Below are 23,745 nucleotides of genomic sequence, written 5' to 3' on the forward strand. Positions count from 1 at the left end.
CAAAAGTTTTTGCAGCTACAGTTGCGATAGCAGCTGTTAGAGTGGTTTTACCGTGGTCAACGTGACCGATGGTACCGACGTTTACGTGCGGCTTGTTACGTTCGAACTTGGCCTTTGCCATGAGTGTATCCTCTTATTAATTCTAAATTCAATTAAGACAGATGGGACCAATAACTTAAGGTTATTTATCTACTGTCAGATAATAATATTCTTGAAAATGGTGATCAAGTCAGTGGTAAATGATATAAGAAAACCTTAGTCAATGACAAGCCCTTGATACGTAATTGGTTATAAATTCATCAACTAATTACAACCCATTCCCCTAAGGAATGGTAAAGCCTGTCTTCATCTAAACTTCTTATAGAGAAGGCTGACTGAGTCACCCTTCTCCCTACCCTCTACTTAACTAACAAAGACTACTCTTCGTCATCATTCTTGCCAGAGAATTTCTTCATAATCTCTTCGGCTACAGACTTAGGTGTTTCAGCATACTTTTGGAATTCCATTGAGTATGTTGCACGGCCCTGAGACATAGAACGTACGTTAGTTGCATAGCCAAACATTTCAGCTAATGGTACTTCAGCACGGATTTGTTTAGTGCCACCAGGTAGATCGTCCATACCTTGAACCATACCACGACGACGGTTTAAGTCACCCATGATATCACCCATGTATTCTTCTGGAGTCTCAACTTCAACTTTCATCACAGGCTCAAGAAGTACTGGATTGGCGTTCATGAAGCCTTTTTTGAAGGCAATAGAACCGGCCATTTTGAACGATAATTCGTCAGAGTCAACATCATGATATGAACCATCATATAATGTCGCTTTAACACCAACGATTGGGTAACCTGCAAGGATACCGTTCTTCATGCGCTCTTGAATACCTTTATCAACTGCGCCATGGTACTCTTTAGGTACAACACCACCAACTACTTGTTCTTCGAATTGGTAATCAACACCTGAGTCTAGATCTAGAGGCTCAAGTTTTAACCACACATGACCGAACTTACCACGACCACCTGTCTGACGAACAAACTTACCTTCTTGCTCAACTGTACCGCGGATAGTTTCACGGTAAGCAACTTGTGGTGCACCGATGTTAGCTTCAACCTTGAATTCACGCTTCATACGGTCAACAAGGATTTCTAAGTGAAGCTCACCCATACCACTGATGATAGTCTGACCTGATTCTTCATCGGTGTGAACACGGAATGAAGGATCTTCTTTAGCCAAACGGCCAAGAGCGATAGACATTTTTTCTTGGTCAGCTTTAGTCTTAGGCTCAACAGCTAGACTGATTACTGGCTCTGGGAATTCCATACGCTCAAGAGTAATGATTTCTTTTTCATCACATAGCGTGTCACCAGTACCAACATCTTTCATACCAACTAGGGCAGCGATGTCACCGGCACGGATTTCGTCAAGCTCTTGCTGTGAGTCAGCATGCATCTGTACGATACGACCGATACGCTCACGCTTCATCTTAACTGGGTTATAAACGCTCTCACCTTGCTTGATAACACCTGAGTAAACACGTACGAAGGTTAAGTTACCAACGAATTTGTCGTTCATGATTTTGAACGCAAGGGCAGCAAATGGCGCATCATCAGACGCTTCACGAGTGCCTTCAGTTTCTGCTTTGTCATCAAGGATACCTTTAATAGCAGGTACGTCTTGAGGTGCTGGCATATATTGAATCACGGCATCCAACATCTTTTGTACGCCTTTGTTTTTGAAGGCAGTACCACAGTACATTGGAATGATTTCGTTATTAATAGTACGCTGACGGATAGCCGCATGAATTTCGTCTTCAGTTAGCTCTTCGCCTTCTAAGTACTTATTCATCAAGTCTTCGTTAGCTTCAGCAGCTACTTCTACAAGCTCACTGCGATACTCTTCAGCTTTTTCTTGAAGCTCTTCAGGAATCTCACGCTCTTCAAACTTCATACCTAGAGATTCAACATCCCAGTAGATAGCTTTCATGGTGATTAAGTCAATAACACCTTCAAAGTCATCTTCTTTACCAATTGGGATAACCATAGCAACTGGGTTACCGCCTAGGCGAGTTTTAACTTGTTCTTTAACACGGTAGAAATCAGCACCAACGCGGTCCATTTTGTTAACGAACGCTAAACGAGGTACTTTATATTTGTTAGCCTGACGCCATACAGTCTCAGACTGAGGCTGTACACCACCAACCGCACAATAAACCGTACATGCACCATCAAGTACACGCATTGAACGTTCTACTTCAATTGTGAAGTCAACGTGGCCTGGGGTGTCAATGATGTTGATGCGGTGCTGTGGGAACTGTTGACCCATACCTGACCAGAAACAAGTGGTCGCAGCTGAGGTAATAGTGATACCACGCTCTTGTTCTTGTTCCATCCAGTCCATGGTTGCTGAACCTTCGTGAGTTTCACCAATTTTGTGGCTCACACCGGTATAGAATAAGATACGTTCAGTTGTGGTTGTTTTACCAGCATCAATGTGTGCTGAAATACCAATATTACGATATCGGTTTAGGGGGGTTGCACGTGCCATAATTTTTTCCTAATGGAATGTCTTTATAATTTATTTCGTTCTATGAGTTGATGATAGGCAGGAGGCTACAATAGCTTTTTAAGATGACATTTTTATGATACAAATACTGATTGCCATATAAACATCAGTCTGCTGTGTACCAATTGATGAGCCATCGATTAGTTAGAAGAAAACTGACTGTGTTTTAAGGCAGTTGTCCCAACTCACCAGCACTTATCAAAAACTTAACGGGTACTTCTCATATCGTCTGCTCTAATTTACCAAATTAGGCACCAAAGCAAACCATAATTTATGTAACTTTGTTACTTATCTTGCAGGAAGCCATTATTAACCGAGGTTCTTAATGGCCCAATTCTGAATGTATATTGCACTGCTTTTGACGATGGCTTAAGCCCACTTTATAGAGAACTTAAGCCAATGATTAAGCAGCATTGTCGCTAAAATTAGAAGCGGTAGTGTGAGAATGCTTTGTTAGCATCTGCCATGCGGTGAACTTCGTCACGCTTTTTAACAGCACTGCCTTTACCTTCTGAAGCATCACCTAGCTCACCAGCTAGACGGTGTGCCATTGATTTTTCAGAACGCTTAGAAGCAGCATCGGCAAGCCAACGCATCGCTAAAGCTGTACGACGGGAGGGGCGTACTTCCATAGGAACTTGATAGGTTGCACCACCAACACGGCGAGCTTTCACTTCAACCATTGGGCGAACGTTTTCAAGTACTTCTTCGAAAAATGCAACTGGATCTTCGATGTTACGTTTCTCAGCAACTTGCTCTAATGCACCGTAAACAATACGTTCAGCGGTAGATTTTTTGCCATCAACCATTACGTGGTTGATGAATTTAGCGATGGTTTGGCTACCAAATTTAGGATCCGGTAGGATCTCACGGGTAGCGACGACGCGACGTCTTGGCATAATAAATTTCCTTGTCTTCAGGGTTGTCTGGCATTCATAACCATATATAAAATATGAGTTAATAATTAAGTGGTTACCAGCCAGCCTTACTGCATGGTGGTATGTCTATTGATGAGACACCAAGCCCATGCATGTTATTTAGTAATTTGCTAATTAAGCCTTAGGCTTTTTAGCACCATATTTAGAGCGACCTTGCTTACGGTCTTTAACGCCTGCACAGTCAAGTGCGCCGCGAACAGTGTGGTAACGTACACCTGGTAAGTCTTTAACACGACCACCACGGATTAGTACAACGCTGTGCTCTTGTAAGTTATGGCCTTCACCACCGATGTAGCTTGATACTTCATAACCTGAAGTTAAGCGTACACGGCATACTTTACGCATGGCTGAGTTTGGTTTTTTTGGAGTGGTAGTATATACGCGAGTACATACACCACGGCGTTGTGGGCACGCTTGTAAAGCAGGAACACCAGACTTTTCCTTTAATACTTTACGACCCTTACGAATCAATTGGTTAGTTGTTGCCATAAGGCATCCTTCTCCCGTTTATTAAATACAAAAAAATGGGTTACTAAGCCCTCGCTACGGTTTGGAGCCAATAGAACATTAAGTTTCTCTAAAAGAAGCTTATCGTCTTATTGTTTCCTAAAAACTGCTACGATAGCTTACCCATTTTTCGGACACTATATTATATAGACTTATTGTAAAACACTCAAGTACGTATTGACGCTTATAATGGACAATAAATCAATGTTAGGCTGCCTATTTTAGGTCACTTTTAATAACTTTCAAGGGCTAAGCTGTAATATAAGTTTTTTGTGCCACTCACCTTGTATACTAAATCTGGATCTATTGGTGACCACTTTGCAGCCATAACAACTCATATCAATGACTTCAGCCTCGTGAAGTCATATCGAATACTGCTATTTAGACCGTTACAAAAAAGCCAGTATTTTAAGATTGGCACCACAGCCATTTACCCTAGCCTACTACGATGTGATTCATGGTTTGTGATAAACTAAGCACATCGTTTTAATCAGCCCTTTAGTCTTTATATCCTTATTATAAAGCCCCTGTACACAACTCTTTTAATTTCTCCCATCTCTGATAAATAAGTGATTGCCCATGAGTAATTCAAATAATACCGCCGCAGATTTCATTAATCCAAACCAAGACACCCGCATCACCCAAGGTAGCCAAGTAGCGCTACACTTTGAGGTGGCTTTAGAAAATGGAACGGTTATTGACTCTACCTTTAGCCGCCCAGAGCCGGTACGTTTGACCATAGGCGATGAAAGCTTACTGCCAGGCTTTGAGAATGTACTTAATAACTTGCGTGCCGGTGATACCCGTACAGCGCATTTAGAGCCGGAGCAAGCTTTTGGCGAGTGGAACAAAGATAATGTACAGACCTTTAGCCGCACTCAATTTGCATTGACTGAAGCCAATCCTGAAGTGGGTATGATGATTGAGTTTGAGGACAAGGGAAAAAACACCTTACCAGGCGTTATTAGCAAAGTGACCCAAGAAGACGTTGAAGTGGATTTCAACCATCCCTTAGCCGGTCAATCGCTACTGTTTAAAGTTCAGATATTTAAAGTGACTCCGCCAGGTCAAGTGGCCGTGCAATTAATGTGATGCAACTGATCTAAATAAGGACATCAATCATGTGGCCTATTTAGGTATAGCTAAACCTCTAATAAAACATACAACCACGAAAAAGGTATCGATTATGAAATACACCACCCTCCCACAACTTGGTGACAAGGTTTCCAAAATTTGCTTGGGCACCATGACTTGGGGTCAGCAAAATACCGAAGATCAGGCGCATCAACAAATGGACTTTGCATTAAGCGAAGGCGTGAACTTCTGGGATACAGCAGAGATGTATCCCTCACCGCCTGCCAAAGAAAAACAAGGGGATACCGAGCGTTTTATCGGCACTTGGTTTGCCAAGACCAAAAAGCGTAATGAGGTGATTTTGGCCAGTAAAATCTCTCCCATGGATTTCTTACTCGACGGTCAAACCCGTTTTAATGCCAAACACATCAGTGACGCAATCGATGGCAACTTAAAGCGGTTGCAAACCGATCATATCGATGTGTACCAACTACATTGGCCTGAGCGTCAGACTAACTTTTTTAGCACCCGCGGCTATACCGAACAGATGGCGCAGCAAGATTTATCTCAGCTCACTCCATTTTTAGAGACCATCGAAGCCTTAAATGACGAGATTAAAAAAGGCCGCATTAGAGCTTGGGGACTCTCCAACGATACCGCTTGGGGCGTTATGCGCTATTTGTGGGAAGCTGAGAAAAATGGCTTAAAAGGCCCCATCACAGTCCAAAACCCTTATAGCTTATTGAATCGTTTATATGAGGTTGGATTGGCAGAGGTGGCCCATCGTGAGAATGTCGGTCTGCTTGCCTACTCACCGCTTGGCTTTGGGGTATTATCTGGTAAATACCTAGACGGTAAACAGCCTGAGGGCGCACGTCTAACCATGTATGACCGCTTCCAACGTTACATCAATGACGAAGCCAAGTGGGCCACTGAGCAATATGCGCGTATCGCTACAGATGCCGGTCTAGATATGGCCCAAATGGCCTTAGCCTTCGTGAACAGCCGTCATTTTGTGACCAGTAATATCATTGGTGCCACCTCTATTGAGCAGTTGAAGTCTAATATTGACAGTATTGATATTGAGCTAAGTGATGATGTGTTGCAGGCCATTGAGGCGGTGCATACTCAGCAGCCCAACCCGTCACCCTAAGCAACATAAACCGATAGCGGCACAAAAAAAGCCCTCAATCAGTGATTGAGAGCTTTTTTATTATGCAGCGTTTGGTCTTACTTATTGGTCTTACTTATTGAGTGAACCGACTGATTTAACTGAGCATCTTAACTGAGCTGAGGTTTAATGAATTAGCTTCAGTCACTTAGCTTCAGTCACTTAGTTTCAGTCAAGCCAATTTATCGTTAAGCTTTGAGTACTCGAGCTTTTAGGGTTTCCAAACCTTGCTGCATATGCTGGTATAGCTCCTCAGTAAGCTCATCTCGGCTTTTATCTGTGGTGCTAATCGGATCAAGAGGTAGAATGTAGGCGGTGACCTGCTCACAGTCCATCACCGTTAAGAAGCTCTTGGTAAAGGAGGTATCTCCAACAAAAGGTATCTTATCATCCAGCTCACCTTGTGCGTTCACATAACAAACCACCAAAGGCTGTACCGGCTTATTGGCATCTATCGCCGCTTGCAGCAATTTACCATACAAAGATTTGATACGGCTACCATCCGTAGTGGTGCCCTCTGGATAAAACAGTACCGAGTGGCCTTTTTCCAAAAACTCAGTGATTTGACCGGCTACCTTACCCGAATCCCCAGAGCCGCGTTTGATAAATAGCGAACCACAAGCTCGGGCTAAGTTGCCAAAAGCAGGCATAGACTCAACTTCTGCTTTTGATAAGAAAAAAGCGGGCACCACACTGCCCATCACGGGGATATCCATCCAAGACACATGATTGCCAGCCCACAAGCCTTGAGTGTTCGGCATGGGTTCAACTGCCACCACTTTAATGTTAAAGGCCTCTGCCATTTTGCCACAAAATATCTGGTTGTAGCGCAGCACCTTATCACGCTTGGGCTCACCGCTCCAGCCATCAATCTTGGTAATGGCACGATAGCCGTTCACCATAGTGGTGGTCATGCCTTTGAGTATCTGTGCCCGTTTAAACTGAGTGGTCACAGGCTTGGGTAACAGCTGGCTTACCTTATGCTTTCTTAAGCGATGTGGCAAGGTTCGGCCAGAGATTTTGTCTTGCGAGGTTGGTGTCGGTGAGGCGTGGTCGGTCATAAAAGTCCTTGTTCAAATCTTTCGGATGGCGCACGATGTCATGTTGATACTCAATCATACCCGCATTAAATGCTCAAGTTAGAGGTTAGCATAACGCCTACCGTAACTTAATATATGAAGACAAATATATGAATACAATCTTGATCAATTGACCTGTCACGCCTTTTAATCTTCTAGATACTATATCTTTTATGCCTACTTTTTATGTGACACTTTTACTTAATTTGATGGGGTTTGTGATAATTATCCTACCACACTTTATCTGACCATACGCTCTATACTGTTCACTTTAGTCTTCAAGGTTGGCAGGATAATTGTGCAACTCTCAGCTTAATCGGCTTTAGGCTGCTGGGTCAGCACTCGGCTGTGCAGCTCCTGTAAACCTTGTTGCATATGCTTTTGTAGCTCGTCGGTAAGCTGAGAACGGGTTTTGCCTGTGGTGCTTAACTCAGCTAATGGCAACACATAAGCGGTCACTGTTTCGCCATCTATTACGCCCATCAGACTCTGCTTAAGGCTGATACCCCCATAATAAGGTACGGTGTCATCAAGCTCGCCTTTACTATTGACATAACACAGCACCACCGGCTGTACAGGTTTATTGGCATCTATTGCAGACTGCAAAAGTTTGCCATGTATTCTTTTTATTTTTTTGCCATCTGTGGTGGTCGCTTCAGGGAAAAACACCACCGAGTAGCCTTTTTTTAAGAAGGTCGTCATCTGCTCTGCTACCGTTGAAGCATCGCCTGAGCCACGGTTAATAAACAAAGTCCCCGCCACTCTTGCCAGCGGTCCCATTAGTGGCATCTTTTCAACTTCTGCTTTAGACAAGAAGAATGCGGGACTGACACTACCAATGACCGGAATGTCCATCCAAGACACGTGGTTTGAAACCCAAAGCGCGTGAGTCTTGGGTAGTGGCTCAACCTCTACAATTTCTACCCCCAGCGCACGCGCTGACTTGCGACAAAATGCTTGGATATATTTAGGTAATATGTCACGTGGCGGCTCACGCCAAGCGCCAATCTTGGTAGCAGCTCGGTAACCACCGATGACAGTATCTACCAAGCCCACCACAGTTTTACTGCGTTTGGTATTGCGCTGCACTGTCTGCTTTAACGCTTGTCCCAATTTTGATGTGTATTTCATGATAGTGCCTTTAATGACCTTAGATTAGCCCTATGAATTATGCTATGGCTTTTATTTATAAAGGAAAATAGTTTATTCAAAGCTTGATTAGACCCGTATTGATGCGCCAGACTTTGTGTGTGCTTAGCTATCCTTATCTGCTGGGCTATTTGGGTAGTTTATCGATTCGCTAAAGCAACTACCTTAGCGGATTTTGATGAAGGCAGATTATAGCAAATATAACCCAATCAGTAATCAATCGTTCACTGGTTTTGTAGCAATAACTTAAGCTGGGTCTGATATTTGTATTATTTTGCGCACTACCCCTTTTAATTTGGAGCAAATAGCGTCATTAATAGTCTATAGCGCATTATAAAATCGCAGTAGTTATGACATAGACATCGGTAAGCCCAGTAAATAAAAGCCAAGACACTTACGCTACTAGATAGGCTACCAGACACTTAGGCTGCTAGATTCTTTAAAGTGACTTTTTACACAAACAAATCAGCTTTAACAAACAGCTCAGCATAAACAAACAACCGAGCTTTTCGTTACAATAACCATTTTGGTAACAAGACCATTTAAATTGACAACACAGGTGAATATTTTTGGATTATTTTGGTAGACATGAAGGTGGCGAACGCGCCATCTTAGTACACTTAGAGGTTAGACAAATCGCAGACCCTGATGATTTAGAGGAATTTAAATTATTGGTAGACTCTGCAGGTGCGCAGCAATTGGCGGTCATCACAGGGTCAAGACAGAAGCCGGATGCCAAGTATTTTATTGGTAGTGGTAAAGCACAAGAGATTGCCGAGCAGGTACAAGCGCTTGAGGCAGATATTGTTATTTTTAACCACAGTTTGACGCCTTCACAAGAGCGTAACTTAGAGACCTTGCTGCAATGCCGCGTCTTAGATCGTACTGGTCTAATTTTGGATATTTTCGCTCAGCGTGCCCGTACTTATGAAGGTAAATTGCAGGTGGAATTGGCTCAGCTTAACCACTTGGCGACCCGCCTAGTACGCGGCTGGACCCATTTGGAGCGTCAAAAAGGGGGGATTGGTCTACGCGGACCAGGTGAAACCCAGCTTGAAACCGATAGACGCTTGCTACAAATTCGAGTGTCTCAGTTAAAAGCACGCCTCGATAAAGTCAAACAGACCCGAGCACAAGGCCGAGCCAAGCGTCAAAAATCAGATGTATTGACCATCTCATTGGTGGGCTATACCAACGCCGGCAAGTCCTCTTTATTTAACCGCTTGGTCGATGAGGATATTTATGCTGCTGACCAGCTTTTTGCGACCTTAGATCCTACTTTAAGACGTATGGACTGGCAAGGCGTGGGCCGAGTGGTCTTGGTCGATACGGTAGGTTTCGTGCGTCATTTACCGCACGAGTTGGTAGAGTCATTCCATGCAACTTTGGAGGAGACACTAGAGGCTGACTTGTTATTACATGTGATTGACTCTTCAAGCCCCGACATGCATGAGCAAATCAAAGCAGTAAAAGAGGTATTGAGCGAAATTGATAACCATGTGCCTGTGCTCAATGTCTACAACAAGATTGATATCACTGGTGAGCCGGCACAAATTAACTATAGTGGTCCTGGCGTGCCCAGTCGTGTGTATGTCTCCGCTAAGGCTGACCTTGGCATGAGTATGCTGCACACTGCCGTACAGCAGTTATTGACCGGTAAACTCAACACGTTTGAGATTACCCTACCCTTCAATGCCGGCAATCTAAAAAATGAGCTATACCGCTTGGATGTGGTCGAACAAGAAAGCTATGATGAGCAGGGCCATGAAGTACTTACCCTACGTCTGCCCTCTGATAAGTTGCAGCAATTGTTGGGTCAAGCCAATATTGATCCTCTCTCAGTGCTGCCTAAAGACCAAGCTCAGCTGCTGATACCTACTCTTGAGCCTTTTGAAAAACAGCTAAAAGCCGATCAAGAAGCCAAAGCCGCCCTACTGGATTTAGAGGCAGACTTTGAGGCGCCTGATTTTGAGCCAGTAGCCGATTGGTCTGAAGACGATGATATTCTGCGCTAAGCTTTTTATTTTATCTTGACCGAGTGATGATGACATCCAACATAGGAGCCTTTAGGCTCCTATTTTTTTGTCAAAAATTCAATTAATCTGGCTAACAATATTAAATAATATTAAAGCATTGATACAAAATCTTGGCGAAATATGATCACAAACCTCAAGCTTACCAAACCCTGCCAGAGCTTATAGATTCAGATTTAACATAGCTGTCTGTGATCAATTTAGACTAAAGGCGCGAGGATAGCGTGTCGTGCATCAGCAATAATGGTGTATTATAATTAAACATTGAGTAGCATTTATTAGCTATATCAGGATATTACGCCTTGCCAAAAATTTATAGTTGCGCCTGTATCTTGCTTATGTAAGCTTGCTCTACATTAGGCCATAGCCAAAATAAAGGATGAGCCATGCCCTCTGCTGTCAAAAAAACACTGCCCTTGCCTGTGGCAATCTTACTCACCTTAGCGGTCGTCATTAGTATTCGAGAAGGCTCAGTATGGGTCTGTCAAATGTTAGGCTATCCCAGTGCAGCGAATATTGTGGGGCTGATTACTTTATTTTTGCTGCTAATGCTGTGGCGTTTTACTCGGGGGCTACCTGAGTGGCTTACTCCGGCCAGCAATACATTGTTGGTGGATAGTGGGTTTGCTTTTTTGCCAGTATCGGCTGGTGCTGGTCTGTTAATGTTTGGGCTTGGTGATGAGCTTTTGGGTATTATAGTGACCATGGTAGTGAGCACCTTACTGCCCTTGTGGGGCTTGGCACGACTCGCCAACTATTGGTTAAGCCGTCAGCCTGAAGGCTCTAATGAGAGCGATACCAACACCTCTTCTACTCAATCAAAATAAGGCCTCAAGCTATGACTTTACTCAATCAAATGCCTGAAGGCACCACATTGTTGACTGTACTTGCCGCTTTTGTTCTCACTTTAGTGGCACATGTGATGGCACGTATCTTATCCAAGCGCATCTCAGGGCTGCCCATGGTCATCACAGCCTTGGTACTGGTACTGGTATTTTTATATCTATTTAGTTGGGATTACGATCATTATTATGCTGTGGCCAAGCCGGTTTTTAATCATTTATTGGGCTATGTGACCGTACTACTCGCCATTCCTTTAGCTACGATGAATTTTTCTGGCTTACCAGTAAAAAAACTTAGCATCATAGTGGTGATCGCAAGCTTGGTAGGTGCCCTACTGCCTATGTCTATGGCTTATGGCTTCTCACTGAGTCACGATACTATTTTAGCCTTCGCAACGCGTTCGGTGACCACCCCTATTGGGCTAAGTGTGGCCGAAATTATTAAAGCACCTTTGGCCTTAGCCAACTTAATCATCATCGTCTCTGGTTTGCTTGGTGGCGCTGTGGCTCGTGTGTTGTTTAAAAACGTACAAGACGATCGAGCCAAAGGCTTGGCACTGGGTTTGGCAGCTCATGCCTTTGGTACGGTAGAGGCGTGGCAAATTAGCCATACTGCTGGGCGCTATGCCGCCTTTGGACTGGCGGTAAATGGCTTAGTCACTGCGGTATGGGTACCGATATTTTTAGCCGCTATACTATAAAAACGCTCAAAAAGTGAGGGTTAACGCGCCCTAATATCAGGCCAAGTTATACAGCAGAAGATATTTAGTAACAATATTACTTATTCTTTCTAAACTGCTGTTGATAAGATACCAAAGCCACTAACCGTTAGATATCACATTTTATTAGTGCTATATTACGCTGGCTTATTTTATGTTTACCTTAGTAATTAACAGTAATCAACTTATGAATTAAGCAGGTTTATGGATTAAGCAAGTTTTAGTGGCTTGCTTAAAAGTTAAGTGCAGGCAGTGTCTGATATAGCACTTGCCCCTTCCTACTGCCTTACCATAAAAAATTATATAGCCTCTAAAAAGTGAAAATACTTATGACTGAATTGTTAAATACAGTTTTAGCTCGTTCAGCCAGTTTGGTTGCCACAACGTTATTATGCGCCTCTCCCTTATTGAGCGCTCATGCAGGCAACATGTACGTCTACAAGGATGATTCAGGGCAGGTTTTATTGACCAATGTAAAACCTTCAGATAACAGTAAGTTCGCCAAGAAGGTACAAGTCACTTACGCCCCCGCGTCGCAAACTGACACCCTTATGCAATCCAATACCCTAACCCTTAATCCACCTAGTTATTACAGTAATAATAGTAATAACAGCAGCTCAAACCTAAATACTATTGGCTCAGGCAACAATGCCTATGACCATTATATTTTGGCCTCTGCCAATCGAAATGGTATTGATCCTGGCCTATTAAAAGCCATGATGCATACCGAATCCTCTTTTAACCCCAACGCCCGTTCTCCTGTTGGCGCTCAAGGCTTGATGCAGCTTATGCCAGCCACTGCCCGCCGCTTTTCGGTCATAAATGCTTGGAATCCTGCAGAGAATATTGAAGGCGCAGCCAAATATGTGGCTTGGTTAAGTAAGCGCTTTAATGGCAAGATTGAGCACATCTTAGCAGGCTATAATGCAGGTGAAGGCAATGTGGATAAATATGGCGGTGTGCCTCCGTTTAGAGAGACGCGTAATTACGTTCAAAGAGTGCTCAATCGTTATAATACTTTGTACAAAAATGACAGCTCTTTATTTAGAGCTGGTGCAACTACCGTATCTTCAGAAGTGGGCATTCAACGTGCTACGTATGGTGCAGGTGCTACCTCCTTTGGTACCACGAGTAATGGATATACTCAAGCATCGTTTGAGACCACCTTACGTTAATCACGCCCATCATTACCTGATGAGATATATCAGTTAAGCCAGATGTATGCGTTAAAACGTCACAAAAAAAGGACGCCTAATATTAAGGCGTCCTTTTTTTGCTTGCCTGTAGGCAAAATTCAAATCTGAGGCATTAAGCGGTAGGATGTAAGCGAACATTAAGATCATCTATAATTTCTACCCAAGCGGCATCTAGCTTCCACTCTTCTTTCAAAAAAGCGCGCTGTGACTCTGTCCAAAAATCTGCATCTGTCAATGAAGTATTCTTATCTAGTGGGTGTTCAGCAATAAATTTATCAATGGCTTCATCAGAGCTATCTAGGCCCAATTGAGCAAATAAATCGTTGATGGTGTATTCTGGTTCGCCTAACATATGGTCTCCTTAAAACTTACATTTAGTTTGTTATTTTTGGCTTGCTACGCAATCCTTGGTCTAATTGTTTTCCACGCTATCGTTCACGCTATCATTGTAGCAAAGTCTGCTTGAGGTACTGTGCTATTACTATTTAGAAGCTTTACTGTTATGTAAACCAAGGCTGTTATTTGTCATCTATTTTTAAACCTCTCAAACGCCCATAAAAAAACCTGTAATTGGATTACAGGTTTTTTTGGTAACAAATAGGCTTAAATCAGGGCTTAAAATTAAATTAAGCCTCTAGCTGGCTGACTATGGAAGTAAGTGCTCTACTGCGTCACGCTCTTCGCTAAGCTCTTGCTCAGTGGCTTTCATTTTTTCTTGTGAGAAGTCAGATGAGGTGTCTAGACCTTCAACAATTTTCCAATCGCCATTGCTGCAAGTACATGGGAATGAGTAGATTAGACCTTTAGCGATGCCGTACTCACCTTGTGAGTAAACACCCATAGATACCCAATCGTTCTCATCAGTACCTAGTGCCCAAGTGCGCATGTGAGCAATGGCAGCGTTAGCAGCAGAAGCAGCTGATGAAGCACCACGCGCTTCAATGATGGCTGCGCCACGTTTTTGAACGCTTGGGATATAGCTGTTTTCGTACCAGTCACGGTCTACTTGTTCTAAAGCTGGCTTACCGTTCACTGTACACTCAGTTAGATCTGGGTACTGAGTTGAAGAGTGGTTACCCCAAATGATCATTTTCTTAACATCATTTACGGTGCTGTTGGTCTCTTCAGCAAGCTGCGCCATACCACGGTTGTGGTCAAGACGAGTCATAGCAGTGAAGTTACGTGGATCTAGATCTGGTGCGTTACGCTGAGCAATTAAAGCGTTGGTGTTCGCTGGGTTACCCACAACCAATACTTTAACATCACGGCTGGCTACTTCGTTTAAAGCTTTACCTTGAGCTGAGAAGATAGCAGCGTTGGCTTCAAGTAAGTCTTTACGCTCCATGCCTGGACCACGAGGACGTGCACCTACCAATAAAGCGTAGTCTGCGTCTTTAAATGCAACAGTAGCATCGTCAGTTTGTACCACGCCCGCTAACAGTGGGAAAGCACAATCTTCAAGCTCCATAACAACCCCTTTTAGGGCGTCAAGTGCTGGTGTGATTTCTAAAAGCTGTAGAATAACAGGCTGATCTTTACCTAGCATTTCGCCTGAAGCAATACGAAACAGCATAGCATAGCTAATATTACCAGCAGCACCAGTAACGGCAACGCGAACAGGTTGTTTCATTTAATTCTCCTAGTGATTTAGTGAGGTTATTATAATGGTTATGACTTACTCGTCATACTTAGGCAACTATTCGTTAGCAGCAATGCTGTTATTTAAATTTTGAGTCTATTGTTAAAATATCAGTAAAAAATCAATAAAAGCACCACTTTAACACCACAGTATTGGCAAACTTAATGCAGCCGTTACGGCTTGTCAGTTCGCCAAACGCACCTAATTTGGAATTAACGACTATTTGTAATAACTAATAAGAGTTTGGCTTATGCCATCCATTTATCCGCCAAAGCTTGGCTTTAACTGGTCTTTTATCAAAGGGTCAATCCAATTAAAGCTCAAAATTTAGCGCGGTAAAAGTGTAGCACCTTTCAAAATTTTGCTCAAACCTAATTATGCCAAACCAGAAGATAAATATTTGACACCACATCACTTCTGGTTGCATCCCTTTATCTTGAACGCTGTTTGGCACCATTAATAGCCAGCAGGAACCGTCCCCATACGCTGAGTGATAGGCATGTTAGCGCCAAGCAAACTGCTATAAATGGTGGCATTCTCCATGACCCGTTTGACATAGTTTCGAGTCTCAGGATAAGCGATGGTCTCTACATATTGATCGGCCGCCAATGAGCCATACACAGGCTGCCAGCGCTTGGCCTTATTGGGGCCAGCATTATAGCCAGCTGTAGCCAGCACTGGCTGATTATACAATTTGCCCATGATATCACTCATGTACCAGGTGCCATAGCGAATATTGGTATCCCCAGTATTGGCACGAGTGGCGCTATAAGTCTCACCCAGATTGCGAGCAATGTATTTGGCAGTATCGGGCATGATTTGCATTAAGCCACTGGCGCCCACACCTGAGCGAGCATTACTGACAAAGCGGCTTTCTTGGCGCATGATGCCATACGCCCAAGCTGGGTCAATACCGACTTGACGGCTGTAAGTCACCACTTCACTCTGGTGCGGCATAGGGTGTGACAGACTAAAGGCATCTAAACCATCCGTATTGTCAATGGCATAAATAGAACGATCTAGCCAGCCCATATCGTGGGCATATTTTGCAGCAGCTAAAATCAATTTATTATCCTTGTTGTCACGCGCTTTTTTTACCGCCCAGTTCCATTCACGGTTGGCATAAGTACGGCTGGCGCTTGAATTATAAAGCGCAAAGGCACGGGCAAAATGCGGATCATTAAGCATACGTGCGGTATCACTGCTTGAAACGTTGGGTAAAGCGGTAGAGCCGGCATTAAAGCGTTGGCCCACTTTATCCTTTGCAAGCAAGCCGTAGTAATCGCTGCTATTGGCCAAGCGCTGATACATCTGGCGCGCTAAGCTTTTTTTGCTGCTATCACCCACTTGTTCGTAAGCACGAGCCAACCAGTACTGCCAGATGTTCTCTTTTTGAGTGGCATTATCCATCGTACCAAGAGCATGGATTAAGTCATCCCATTGACTAAAGCGGATGGCTGCCATGGCATAGTCTTCTGCCTCTTCATAGTTAAAGCTTACGCCCAAACTTTTACGAAACCAAGTCACCGCTTCATCATTAAAGCCATCATCGGTGTTGTAGTTCATACGCTTCACACCCACAATACGATAGGCATAATGGCGTGTCTCTTCGTTCAGCAACTTCTGAGCACGGTTGTTGTCTTGGTTGATATCATAATCTACTTGAATGGCCGCCTCTCGATAAGATTTATCGGCGATGCGACCAATGGCATAAAGATATAAATATTGATTTTTTACGCTATTGGGCAGACTAGCAAAGCGGCTAATAAATCCAGTAGGATTAAGCTGAATTTCGCTCAGCTCACTATAGGCAATGGGCGTGCCGAGCGACTGTGATAGGATCATAATATCACCGGTACTGCCCACCCTTAGCATGCGCAGTAACCGCTCTTTGCGATCATTGTTGCTAATCATAGGGTTGTTGTTCATCTCTGTCGCCAATTGCGAACACAGGGCGGCTTGTTTTTTGGTGGTGAGCCACACCTCAGTCTTAAGCGACATGGCACGCATGGCATCACCGCCATTATTGAAACCCAAGGCCACCGCACATTTTTCACTTTCATCAGGATTATGGACATAGTTGGCCACTTGACGCACTGCGTTGTAATCCCCCGCCTGCGCTTTGACCTCAGCATAGTCAGCGGTCAATTTCTCAGCCATAACGCTACCGGCATACTGCTTGGCAAACTGAGTCACCACAGCAGGGTTTAAGGTCGATAAATCATTGTTCAAGCGCCAATAGGCCGGATACATAGCAAATAAGCCATTGCCCATCATTTGCTCATACTGATACAAGGCGCCAGAGTCTTTACGATCACCTGCTGCCATAGCTTCATTAAAATAATTGATGCTGGTGTCATTGGCATAGTTTTGAGTGTTTTCTTGAAAAGACAGCTGCGCACAGGCAATCTGAGTCATGCCCATTAGACCGAGTAATGAGACAGCAAGTGGCGCTTTGGGCCCTAGCTTATTTACCAAGACATGGCCCGCTTTGGACAAGGTCTGGGTCGTCGAGGTAAGAGTATCAGTAGAAATATTTTTTAGCATATAGACAGTCTTATTATTAAAAGTAAACATTATTAACAGTAAAAATAGTGAAATCAAATAAAGCAGCAAAAGGCCAATAGCATCCAAGCCATCCTAAAATTGTGTGAGCTATCTTAGCAATGTTGCAGTGTTAGGCTTTGGGTTATATCAGTAAATGTTACACGACAAAAAAATCCCCAGTGCCATGCCGTGACTCAAAAAAGCAAGATACGCCTTCGTCTAGATTATAGGCAACAATCAAGGCTAGACCAAAATGCTTTATGTAAGCTGATGTTGCTACTTTACTTAACCAACTAGCCATCAGCTAAAACTCATTGGATAAAACCAAGCTTATGCTCATGATGTCAAACAATAGGATGTTGCTTTAACACTCACCAAAGCACAGCTTATGATATAATATCCTCCCATTATTGCCTCAAAAAAGGCAACACCCTCTTTGCTTGATATATCTCGATAACGGTTCGTTGTATCTATCCTATACCTTCTTTTAATCCACACATCACCTTGGACTGCTTAATATGAGTGCTACTTTATTTGACCCCAAATCTATCGCTGTCTCAAATCCAGTCGATACCTCAACTCAAGCCAGCTTGGCGCATGCCAGCCAGCCTACGGGACAAGCCAAAAAGAAAGTTTATATTGCCACCCAAGGCTGTCAAATGAACGTTTATGATTCAGAAAAAATGGGTAACGTTCTAGGCGACTCCCATGACATGGTGGTTACTGATAATATCGAAGAGGCCGATGTGTTGCTCATGAACACCTGCTCCATTCGTGAAAAAGCCCAAGAAAAAGTATTCTCTGAGCTTGGCCGCTGGCGTAAGTTAAAAGAAGAAAAACCAGATTTGGTTATCGGTGTGGGCGGCTGCGTGGCCTCTCAAGAAGGTGACAATATCCAAAAAAGAGCCCCTTACGTGGATATGGTATTTGGCCCACAAACCTTACACAGATTGCCTGAGCTATATGATAAATCGACGACTCAGCGCAATGTCAAACCCAAAGATCGTATTGGTACGGTCGATGTGTCGTTCCCAAGTATTGAAAAATTTGACTTCTTGCCTGAGCCAAAAGTAGAAGGCTACCGTGCCTTTGTTTCTATCATGGAAGGCTGCTCAAAGTACTGCTCATTTTGCGTCGTGCCTTATACCCGTGGTGAGGAGCTGTCACGTCCTTTAGATGACGTATTGGCTGAGATTGATAGCCTCGCTGAGCAAGGCGTGCGCGAGATCACCTTATTGGGCCAGAACGTCAATGGCTATCGCGGTGAAAAAGACGATGGCAGCATCTGCCGCTTTGCTGAGCTGCTACACTATGTGGCCCACGTGGATGGTATTGAACGTATTCGTTACACCACCAGCCACCCGCTTGAATTCACTGATGACATCATTGAAGCTTATGCTAAATTGCCACAATTGGTATCGCACCTGCATCTTCCGGTACAAAGTGGCTCCAACAAAATCTTGGCGGCCATGAAACGCAATCACACCATTGATGTTTATATCAATCAGATTAATAAGCTGATGGCTGTGCGCCCTGATATGCACTTATCAAGTGACTTTATCATTGGCTTCCCTGGAGAGACAGAAGAGGACTTCTTAGACACCTTAAATTTAGCCAAAGCGCTAGATTTTGATCACTCATATAGCTTTATCTACTCAAAACGTCCGGGCACACCGGCTTCAGAGTTACCAGACGATGTAAGCTTGGCGACCAAAAAGGAGCGTTTGGCCATTTTCCAAAAAGTCATTCGTGATTCAACGCTTAAGAAAACCGAAGAAATGGTGGGCAAAACTCTACGAGTAATGGTTGAGGAGATTGCCGATCGTTATCCCGATCAATTGCTGGGTACAGCAGACAACACACGCTCAGTACTGTTTAAAGCCACTGAGCAGCAAAAAACAGACTTGATGGGTAAATTTGTGACGGTCAAAATCACTGACTTTGTAAGCCCGCATATGGTACGTGGTGAGTTGGTGGATATCTTAGATTAGCTGTTGCTGCGCCGTATCCGCTCAGTAGCATAAAAAACAAAAAACAGCCCAATGACATCATTGGGCTGTTTTTTATGATGGTTAGTACTTAGCTAGATATCCACGCTGACCACTTCCCACAGCAAAGCGGCGGCGATAACTATAAATATCAGGCCACAGATTCTATTGAGCCAAAGCAGTCTTGCGCCCTGCCCCAACCAGCCTGAAAGCTTAGTGCCGCCTAAGGTATAGACTATTTGCCAAGTGGTCTCACTCACAAAAAACCCTAAAGTCAGCCACACATATTGTGGCCACAGCGGCGCGCTAAAATTAATAAACTTGGGGAAAAAAGCGGCAAAAAACAAAATGGCTTTCGGGTTAGACAGTGACACCCACATGCCTTGGCGAAATCGCTGGCCGGCAGTTTTTAGACTATTGCTAGTATTCGTTGAACCTGTGTTAGCACTTGTTGACCCTGATCCCTTGGCAAACTGCACATTATCATCGGCATGTCGCCAAGACTGAATACCCAAATAAATTAGATATAATGCCCCCGCCACCTTCATCACTGTCAGTAGCCAAGGCAATTTACGGCTGATGATATCAATGCCTAGCAGCGCCGAAATTAATAAGGCAAACAGACCCACACTGAGCCCAGCCATTACCCAAAGTGTCTGTCGCACCCCATGATTAAGTCCGTATTGAAAGGCCAACAGCATATTAGGACCGGGTGTGGCTGAGATTAAAAAAGTGCTAAAAAAGAACAATAAAAATACGGACAGGCTCATGCAGCACGACCTTTGAAATGGGGCTATAAAAACTATTAAATAGGCTATTTAGGCAAACAACCGGTCAGTTTATAATAAAATTTATTTGCCCTGCAATGAAAGAAGTAGCTTGTCCAAAAACATATCGCATTTAGCGAGCTGATCAAGTGCCACAAATTCGTTGGCCTTATGTGCCTGCTCGATACTACCAGGACCACAGATTACAGTCGGAATACCGGCATTGGTAAATTGACCACCTTCGGTCGCGTAGGCCACCTTATGACGAGCAGCCGCACCCACTAAGCCGACGATTAATTGCTGCAAAGCGGCGCTGTCACTGTCGGTCATGGCCGGTACGCTCTCTAATTGCTCAAGCTGAATACCGCTTTGGCTATCTACTTGCTGCATTTGCTGGTTCAGCTCGCTGATTTTTTGTTCGATCGCGGGCAAAATATCGTGTGTGCCCATCATCGGTAAATTGCGATAATCAAAGGTAAATTGACATAAATTGGGCACAATATTGGTGGCCGTTCCGCCTTCAATAGTACCGACTGACAAGGTAGAAAACGGCACATCAAATGCGCCATCGGTTGGGCCATTTTTTGCCAGTTGCTCTGCCAGATCGTCAATAAACCCAATCAATCGCGCCGCATAGCTAATGGCATTCACCCCTTGCGGTGTCAATGAGGAATGGGCTGATTTACCGTGCACTGAGCAGCGAAATACTGAGATACCTTTATGAGCAATCACCATTTTCATAGATGATGGCTCACCGACAATACAATAATCAGGAGAAATACCGCGCTCCTTTAATTCCTCTAGCATTAACGGGGCGCCTAGGCAGCCGACCTCTTCATCAAAGGACAATGCCAGATGCAGCGGCTTCGCCAAAACGCCTTGCTTCGACAGTGCCACCGCTTTGGGCAGTAAATTTAAAGCACAAGCAATAAAGCCTTTCATATCACAAGCGCCGCGTCCATAAAGCTTATCACCTCGAATGACTGCTTCAAAAGGGTCTGATTCCCAATCTTGACCGTCAACTGGCACCACATCGGTATGCCCAGACAACACAATACCACCGTTGATTATTGGCTGCTGTGCATCGTTACCTGCACCAACCGTCACAAATAAATTGGCTTTGCTATTATCCTCATTAAAAGTCAATACCGGCGCTAGTCCCAAGCTTTCACAGTATGCTTGTATCTGTTGAATAAGGGCTAAGTTGGAGTGACGGCTCACAGTATCAAGACCAATTAAGCACTTGAGCCAAGCGATACTGTCACGGGGGTAAGTGAGGCTGTGATTTGGCGAGGTCATGGATTTTCCTTACAAAGTTAGCAGGATGCGCCCCATCCACACTCAGACTGGCATTTGGTCTGCTCATAATAGGGGCTCATTGGCCTTTAATTTAACATAAAAAGCCAGTCCGTTTTTATCTGGACTGGCTTTTTGCTCGCACTAAAGCTTAACGCCTCAAACTGCGCTGTGGCGTCTTTGAGATTTGTTAAGAGGGACGGTTTTGATTCATAATATCAATCACCGGTGGCATAGGCTTAGGCTTGACACCTTGCTGCTCAAGCTCTTTGGCCGTCTTGGCATCTGGGGATAGACCTGCAATTAGTGGCAGGCTCATCATAGCTTTGCGAGGGCGAATCGCTAAGCTGACTGGCACCATGCGCACAAACTCATATAAATATAAATACGACTCCTCGCCGCCTTCAAACTCATCATCAGGCTCAATACGAATGCTGCCAATTTTTGCCAGATCTGAGAACATCACCGTCTCCTCAGCGCTTAAGGTGCAGTCTGTCACCCCAAATCCGGTCATAAAGCCGTTAGCCCACTGCTTAAGAGCCATCACTCGCTCATATAAGTCATGTTCGTCATCTGGCACTAAGGGTGAGTATTGATAAGCGTCATCTTTGTCTTTTAACTGAAAAGAGGTGTCTTCTGCTTCTTCGGCCAATAAGGTCAGTGCCGCTTCATCTGGAATAGAGAAGCTTAGCTCGGTTAATAGCTGCTCCCAGTCCTCAATCTTACTGGGCGCATGACACACTGTCATCAGGCCAGTCATCAGCCCGTGCAGCTCACTTATGCTGACATCGGTCCAATCGGCAAACACTTTTGACCATTCGTTCCAGCCTGAAATATCGTCATTCATTACACGTACCCTTTTGCTTGTTAAGTTGCTTGTTAAGTAGTTTTTTAAGTGAGTGGCTTATGAAGTGATTAAACTTGGTTTTTTTACCGATTATATAGTCCATCCAAACACATTCATTAACATCCTAATGCTAGATATAATGTGGGCATCTGTGGCATTATTAAAGGTACTATTACATAACCTTGCATTTAATTTTTCTCCGACTTTCTCAGAAGTGACTCCCTATGACCCAACCTTTAATTGAAAAACTGCACCACTTGGATTCTATATTGCACGACATCCGCCAGCGCTATGATGCCTCTCACAATGAATTGCTGTCACTAAAAAACGGGCCACAAATTGACCCCAATGAAGTTGAGCGCCTACAGCAGCAGCTTACTGAGTCTCAAGCCGCTTATGAGCAGGCCCAGCAAACCCAGCAGCAGCTTGAACAAGAATTATCAGATACCCGCAGCGCCTTTGAACAAGCGCAGCAAGAGCATTCAAGCCTTGAGCAAGTCTATAACCAACTTAACGATGAGCATCAAAGTCTGGTTGAGGCGCACACCAGTCTAAATGACAGCTACAGCGAGCTGCTACAAAAATGTGAGGCGTTAGAGGCGTCCAATCATGCTTTATTAGAAAAGAACCGCTTGGCCCGTGAGCACACCAAAGTCGTTATGCACAGATTGACCCTTATTGACCAAGCCGCTGACTAGTCATTGTGGCTATGTCGCACATCAGCTTATAACCGTTTGGCTTGAAATTTACACCATAAAAAAACATTAGCCTGTTCAGTGCCTTTTATGGCCACCGGCTAAATTAACTGTATTTTATTTGACCTTTTTTTGCCTTTTATTTTATTGGTCCATTATTTAAGAGAACATCATGTCAACTCATAACCCTTCTGATTACGAGTCATTAGACTCTGAGCATACTTCTTACACTGACGACGACACGGCCTTTGAAGCAACTAGTGGTGCTGAGCTAGAAGCCGCGGACTCTGGGCACAACTCTGATATCGAAATTATTACCCCAGATGACCTAACTGATACCTCAAGCGCTTTTGAAAATCAGCCTGAGCAGACACAAGATGAGGCCGCACAAGAGCCTCAATTCATGCCAGTTGATATTACCATCTTAGAAAAAAATTATACTATTAACTGCCCAGTGGGTGAAGAAGGCGAGCTGTATTCAGCCAGCCAATTTATCAATAGTTTTATCCAAGATCTACAGGCCAATGCCCCGCAGCTGCCCCAAGAGAATCTATTGGTACTGTGCTGCTTAAATCTGTATGAAAAAATGCAACAAGCCAAGCTACAAGCAGCCGCTAATGAAAGCGACATCGCGCAGGCCAATGAGCTGTTAGAGCATATGATTCGTGAGATGCAGCTTAGCGACTAAAAAGCG

Annotated in this window: 21 protein-coding genes; 9 read left to right on the top strand and 12 right to left on the bottom strand. The window is 44.0% G+C overall.

Features of this window, described 5'->3' with window-relative positions:
* The 4 genes from JMX92_RS05525 to rpsL all read right to left on the bottom strand — a co-directional run.
* Positions 1-121, bottom strand: a 121-nt coding sequence (locus JMX92_RS05525; protein ID WP_227675269.1) for a GTP-binding protein, incomplete at its 3' end; no start/stop codon positions are given.
* Between the two features lie 295 nt (positions 122-416).
* Positions 417-2,546: an elongation factor G gene (fusA, locus tag JMX92_RS05530; RefSeq protein WP_201544395.1), complete on the bottom strand. Its 2,130-nt coding sequence runs from the start codon at positions 2,544-2,546 to the stop codon at positions 417-419.
* A gap of 443 nt (positions 2,547-2,989) precedes the next feature.
* Entirely contained in the window at positions 2,990-3,463 is a 474-nt protein-coding gene (rpsG, locus tag JMX92_RS05535) for a 30S ribosomal protein S7 (RefSeq protein WP_011961079.1), read from the bottom strand.
* Positions 3,464-3,616: 153 nt separating this feature from the next.
* Entirely contained in the window at positions 3,617-3,991 is a 375-nt protein-coding gene (rpsL, locus tag JMX92_RS05540) for a 30S ribosomal protein S12 (protein ID WP_011961080.1), read from the bottom strand.
* Positions 3,992-4,588: 597 nt separating this feature from the next.
* Here rpsL and JMX92_RS05545 point away from each other — a divergent pair.
* The gene (locus JMX92_RS05545) at positions 4,589-5,101 is read left to right on the top strand and encodes an FKBP-type peptidyl-prolyl cis-trans isomerase (protein ID WP_011961081.1); all 513 of its coding nucleotides are present in this window, start codon (positions 4,589-4,591) and stop codon (positions 5,099-5,101) included.
* Between the two features lie 94 nt (positions 5,102-5,195).
* Positions 5,196-6,236, top strand: coding sequence for an aldo/keto reductase (locus JMX92_RS05550; protein ID WP_201544396.1), 1,041 nt, complete (start codon positions 5,196-5,198; stop codon positions 6,234-6,236).
* Positions 6,237-6,442: 206 nt separating this feature from the next.
* Here the strand turns inward: JMX92_RS05550 and JMX92_RS05555 are convergent, their stop codons facing one another.
* Positions 6,443-7,315, bottom strand: coding sequence for a lysophospholipid acyltransferase family protein (locus JMX92_RS05555; protein ID WP_155587538.1), 873 nt, complete (start codon positions 7,313-7,315; stop codon positions 6,443-6,445).
* Between the two features lie 330 nt (positions 7,316-7,645).
* Positions 7,646-8,464, bottom strand: a complete 819-nt coding sequence (locus JMX92_RS05560; RefSeq protein ID WP_110816899.1) for a lysophospholipid acyltransferase family protein — start codon at positions 8,462-8,464, stop codon at positions 7,646-7,648.
* Positions 8,465-9,051: 587 nt separating this feature from the next.
* Here JMX92_RS05560 and hflX point away from each other — a divergent pair.
* The 4 genes from hflX (at position 9,052) to JMX92_RS05580 (ending at position 13,251) form a co-directional block, all read left to right on the top strand.
* Positions 9,052-10,497 (top strand): ribosome rescue GTPase HflX, encoded by a 1,446-nt coding sequence (hflX, locus tag JMX92_RS05565; RefSeq protein WP_201544399.1) that lies wholly within the window; start codon positions 9,052-9,054, stop codon positions 10,495-10,497.
* 404 nt (positions 10,498-10,901) lie between these two features.
* Positions 10,902-11,342 (top strand): CidA/LrgA family protein, encoded by a 441-nt coding sequence (locus JMX92_RS05570; RefSeq protein WP_011961086.1) that lies wholly within the window; start codon positions 10,902-10,904, stop codon positions 11,340-11,342.
* Between the two features lie 11 nt (positions 11,343-11,353).
* Complete coding sequence (locus JMX92_RS05575; RefSeq protein ID WP_413786859.1) at positions 11,354-12,058, top strand: LrgB family protein; 705 nt, start codon at positions 11,354-11,356, stop codon at positions 12,056-12,058.
* 347 nt (positions 12,059-12,405) lie between these two features.
* Positions 12,406-13,251 carry a lytic transglycosylase domain-containing protein gene (locus JMX92_RS05580; protein ID WP_011961088.1) on the top strand — a complete coding sequence of 282 codons (846 nt, stop codon included), beginning with the start codon at positions 12,406-12,408 and terminating at the stop codon, positions 13,249-13,251.
* Between the two features lie 133 nt (positions 13,252-13,384).
* Here JMX92_RS05580 and JMX92_RS05585 read toward each other — a convergent pair whose 3' ends face one another.
* The 3 genes from JMX92_RS05585 to JMX92_RS05595 form a co-directional block, all read right to left on the bottom strand.
* Entirely contained in the window at positions 13,385-13,624 is a 240-nt protein-coding gene (locus JMX92_RS05585; protein ID WP_110816901.1) for a DUF2789 domain-containing protein, read from the bottom strand.
* Between the two features lie 294 nt (positions 13,625-13,918).
* A complete protein-coding gene (locus JMX92_RS05590; protein ID WP_011961090.1) occupies positions 13,919-14,902 on the bottom strand; it encodes a malate dehydrogenase in 984 nt (327 codons plus the stop codon).
* A 465-nt stretch (positions 14,903-15,367) separates the two neighbouring features.
* Complete coding sequence (locus JMX92_RS05595; protein ID WP_413786860.1) at positions 15,368-17,458, bottom strand: transglycosylase SLT domain-containing protein; 2,091 nt, start codon at positions 17,456-17,458, stop codon at positions 15,368-15,370.
* Positions 17,459-17,976: 518 nt separating this feature from the next.
* Here JMX92_RS05595 and miaB point away from each other — a divergent pair.
* Positions 17,977-19,449, top strand: coding sequence for a tRNA (N6-isopentenyl adenosine(37)-C2)-methylthiotransferase MiaB (miaB, locus tag JMX92_RS05600; protein ID WP_011961092.1), 1,473 nt, complete (start codon positions 17,977-17,979; stop codon positions 19,447-19,449).
* Positions 19,450-19,541: 92 nt separating this feature from the next.
* On the opposite strand, the gene JMX92_RS05605 is transcribed toward miaB, so the two are convergent.
* From JMX92_RS05605 to JMX92_RS05615, 3 genes are all read right to left on the bottom strand, one after another.
* A complete protein-coding gene (locus JMX92_RS05605; protein ID WP_201544401.1) occupies positions 19,542-20,216 on the bottom strand; it encodes a LysE family translocator in 675 nt (224 codons plus the stop codon).
* 81 nt (positions 20,217-20,297) lie between these two features.
* Positions 20,298-21,512 carry an acetylornithine deacetylase gene (gene argE / locus JMX92_RS05610; RefSeq protein ID WP_201544403.1) on the bottom strand — a complete coding sequence of 405 codons (1,215 nt, stop codon included), beginning with the start codon at positions 21,510-21,512 and terminating at the stop codon, positions 20,298-20,300.
* 187 nt (positions 21,513-21,699) lie between these two features.
* The gene (locus JMX92_RS05615; protein ID WP_011961095.1) at positions 21,700-22,356 is read right to left on the bottom strand and encodes a UPF0149 family protein; all 657 of its coding nucleotides are present in this window, start codon (positions 22,354-22,356) and stop codon (positions 21,700-21,702) included.
* A 224-nt stretch (positions 22,357-22,580) separates the two neighbouring features.
* Here JMX92_RS05615 and JMX92_RS05620 point away from each other — a divergent pair, with 224 nt between their 5' ends.
* Together JMX92_RS05620 and JMX92_RS13500 are read left to right on the top strand one after the other, a co-directional pair.
* Positions 22,581-23,054 (top strand): hypothetical protein, encoded by a 474-nt coding sequence (locus JMX92_RS05620; protein ID WP_110816905.1) that lies wholly within the window; start codon positions 22,581-22,583, stop codon positions 23,052-23,054.
* A gap of 169 nt (positions 23,055-23,223) precedes the next feature.
* Positions 23,224-23,739, top strand: a complete 516-nt coding sequence (locus tag JMX92_RS13500; RefSeq protein ID WP_227675275.1) for a cell division protein ZapA — start codon at positions 23,224-23,226, stop codon at positions 23,737-23,739.
* Positions 23,740-23,745 lie beyond the last annotated feature (6 nt).

The sequence above is a fragment of the Psychrobacter sp. H7-1 genome (assembly GCF_904846585.1).
Lineage (GTDB): Bacteria > Pseudomonadota > Gammaproteobacteria > Pseudomonadales > Moraxellaceae > Psychrobacter > Psychrobacter raelei.